The sequence below is a fragment of the uncultured Chitinophaga sp. genome, assembly GCF_937874145.1.
GTDB lineage: Bacteria > Bacteroidota > Bacteroidia > Chitinophagales > Chitinophagaceae > Chitinophaga.
The window spans coordinates 1-3,338 of sequence record NZ_CALNBI010000523.1 but is presented as its reverse complement, the minus strand read 5'-3'; the positions used below and the strand labels follow the sequence as shown (position 1 = coordinate 3,338).

Here is a 3,338-nt window from a genome sequence, read left to right as displayed (position 1 = left end):
CGCCCGATCACGTGAAAGGGTTCTTCAATACAGGGGGCACCTGGACCAACGGCCTGTCCGTCAGCGGCGGCAACGAAATCGCCCAGTCGTATTTCTCCTATTCCAACACCAACAGCAAAGGCATCATCCCTACCAGCCGGTTCAACCGGCATACGCTCAATTTCCGGGAAACGCTGAAGCTGCTGAAAGACCGCCTCACGCTCGACGCGAACGTCACTTTCGTGAAGCAGGACGCGCACAACCGCCCGGTGAGCGGCTTGTACTATAACCCGCTTCCCAGCGTGTACGCCATGCCGCGCGGGATCAGCTTCGAACAATATAAAAATGAATTCGAAGTGATGTCCCTTTCCCGTAACATGATGACGCAGAACTGGTGGAACATCAATACAGACCAGAACCTCGTGGGCGAAGTGGAATATGCCAATCCTTACTGGATATTGCACCGCAACCCGAGAGACGAAGCGCGCTTCCGCAGCATGGCTTCCCTGTCGGTGAAGTACCAGCTTGCCGACTGGCTTTCGGTCCAGGCGCGGGGCAACTTCGACCGCTCGTACGACAAGTTCGAGCTGAAAGCCTACGCCAGCACCGATACCCGCATCGCAGCCAGGAACGGCCGGTATTCGCTGGAAAGGGAGTTCAATACGCAGATGTACGCGGACCTGATCTTCAATTACAACAAAGCATTGACAAAAGACCTGAAGCTTTCCGGCATCTTCGGCGGAAGCCTCACCGATTACCAGCTGCGCGACCGGACCCTGAACGATGTCAACATCGGGAATGTCGACGGATTGTATTCCCCCAACATCTTCCAGCTCGCCAACATCGATCCCAACTCCATCACGGTGCAGCAGGGGCTCGACCGCAAGCAGGTGCAGGCCCTGTTCGCCAGCGCGAACTTCGGTTTCAAGGATTATTTATTCCTGGATCTGACGGCGCGTAACGATTGGTCGAGCACTTTCGCCTTCACGCCCAGCATGAACAGTGGTTACTTCTATTATTCCGCCGGTCTTACCGCCGTGTTGAGCGAGATGTTCAAACTGCCGGCTGCCATCAATTTCGCGAAGGCGCGCTTGTCTTATGCGAAAGTTGGGAACGACCTGCCGGCCTATATCAGCCGTCCTGCTACCTACAACTACCGCATTTTGGGCGGGTTGAAGCAGCTTAGCTTTAATAACAGGGTGCCCGCGCCGCGGACGTACCTGAAGCCGGAAGACAACCGATCTTTCGAGGCGGGGCTGGATGTGCGTTTGCTGAACGACCGCATCGGCATCGATCTTACCTGGTACAAAAACAACAACTACCAGCAATATGTAGAGATCCCGGCGCCTTCCGGAACCGGCTATTCCACCTATTACCTCAACCTCGGCAATATCCGCAACACAGGTGTGGAAGCGATGCTGACGCTGGTGCCGGTGAAAACCCGCGGCATCACCTGGACGTCCAACTTTAACTTCTCCCTGAACCGCAATAAGGTGGTAAAACTTTCCGATCCCAACCTGGTGCAGAGCACAGTGGTGTTCCGGTTGACGGAACCCGGCTCCAACATGTACGCTTCGGCGGTGCAGGAGGGCGGTCAGTGGGGAGATATATACACCCAGGCTTTGGTGAAAAGGAATGAAAAAGGGCAGATTATGCTGAACGATGAAAACAGGATCATCGATTCCACGAATGGCAATATTCTTTTCGCCGGTTCGCCCAATCCCGACTTTCTGCTCGGCTGGAACAACAAAATCGATTACAAGGGTTTTACGCTGACATTCCTCATCGACGGCCGTTTCGGCGGCAAGGTGATGAGCATGACGCAGGCTGAGCTGGATGCCCGGGGCGTGAGCGAGGCCAGCGCCAAAGCGCGGGATAACGGCGGCGTAACGTTGGAAAATGCGGTAGGGGAAGACGGGAAACCCTTTACCGGCAAGTACGACGCGGAGACGTACTATCAGGATATTGGCGGCAGGAACGGTAATGGCGACATGTACATGTATGACGCCACGGCGATCCGGCTGCGGGAACTGGCGCTCAGTTACAGGATTCCCCTGCGCACAAAAGCCATCCGCTCGCTGCAGGTGGGCCTGATCGGGCGGAACCTGTTCTTCCTGAAGCGCGAAGCGCCGTTCGATCCGGAAACTTCCGCCGGCGGCGACAACCGCCTGCAGGGTATCGACATTTTCGGCCTGCCCGCCACCAGGAGCTTCGGCGCCAGTGTTAAAATCGGATTCTGATCCTATCGAACATGCTAAAAATCAAGAACATGAAACGTACTCAACATACAATCGTCCACGGAATGCTTGGTGGAGTAATGGCGGTGGCGCTGGCCTTCGCCGGATGCACCAAGAATTTCGAGGACCTCAATAAAAATCCCTACGGTGTTTCGGAAGAGGAACTGAAATGGGATTACCAGTATATCGGCGAGCCCTTCAAACAAATCCAGCGTAGCATCTACGTATCCAACCCCACCTGGGTTTTCCAGATACAGCAAAACCTGATGGGCGACCTGTTTGCCGGGTATATGACCCCGCCGAACCCCTTCGGCAACCTGAACAACAATAACAACACGTACAACCTGCAGGACGGCTGGAACGTAGTGCTGTGGGGCTGCGCATACGGTTCTTACACGCCTTCTTCCGACAACTCGGTGATGCCTGTCTGCAAATATCTGGCGGAGCTGACGGAAAAGGAAAGCCCTCATTTCTACGCCTGGATGAAAATCCTGAAAGTGCTGACCATGCACAGGATCGCGGATGCCTACGGGCCGATCATCTACACGAAATACGGCCAGCTGAACGCAGACGGCAGCGTGGATTACGATTCTCAGAAAGATGCGTACTACGCTTTTTTCGCCGACCTGGACCAGGCCATTACCATCCTGACGAAATACATGGACGATGGCGCCGCGCCTGCGTTCACCAAGTTCGATCTCAGCCCGTATGCGGGAGATTATAAAAAATGGCTGCAACTGGCCAATTCCCTGCGCCTGCGCCTGGCGATCCGCATCAGCAAAGTGGACCCGCAAAAGGCGAAGCAGGAAGGCGAAGCGGCGCTCAAGCATAAAGCCGGGCTCCTGGAAGCGCATGCCGACAATCTCACGATCGACATTGCGCCCATGGAACACCCGATGAGCAGCATTTCCGAAGGCTGGCAGGACGCGCGGATGGCCGCGCCCATGGAATCCATCCTCACGGGGCTGAACGATCCCCGCCTCACCAGGTACTTTAAAGAATCGGTGGATTACCCCGGCCAGTACAAAGGTATCCGCCAGGGCGTGGATATGCCGGAGAAGTCGCGGTACGTGAATTTCTCGCGCCTCAACAACGACGGCGACCTGTTTGCAGGCAAGCGCG

At 55.7% G+C, this 3,338-nt stretch carries 2 protein-coding genes; both read left to right on the top strand.

Annotation, left to right across the window (positions count from 1 at the left end):
- Nucleotides 1–2,219: SusC/RagA family TonB-linked outer membrane protein (locus Q0510_RS24730; RefSeq protein ID WP_298718001.1), on the top strand; the 2,219-nt coding region annotated here is incomplete at its 5' end.
- 29 nt (nt 2,220–2,248) lie between these two features.
- Nucleotides 2,249–3,338: SusD/RagB family nutrient-binding outer membrane lipoprotein (locus Q0510_RS24725; protein WP_298717998.1), on the top strand; the 1,090-nt coding region annotated here is incomplete at its 3' end.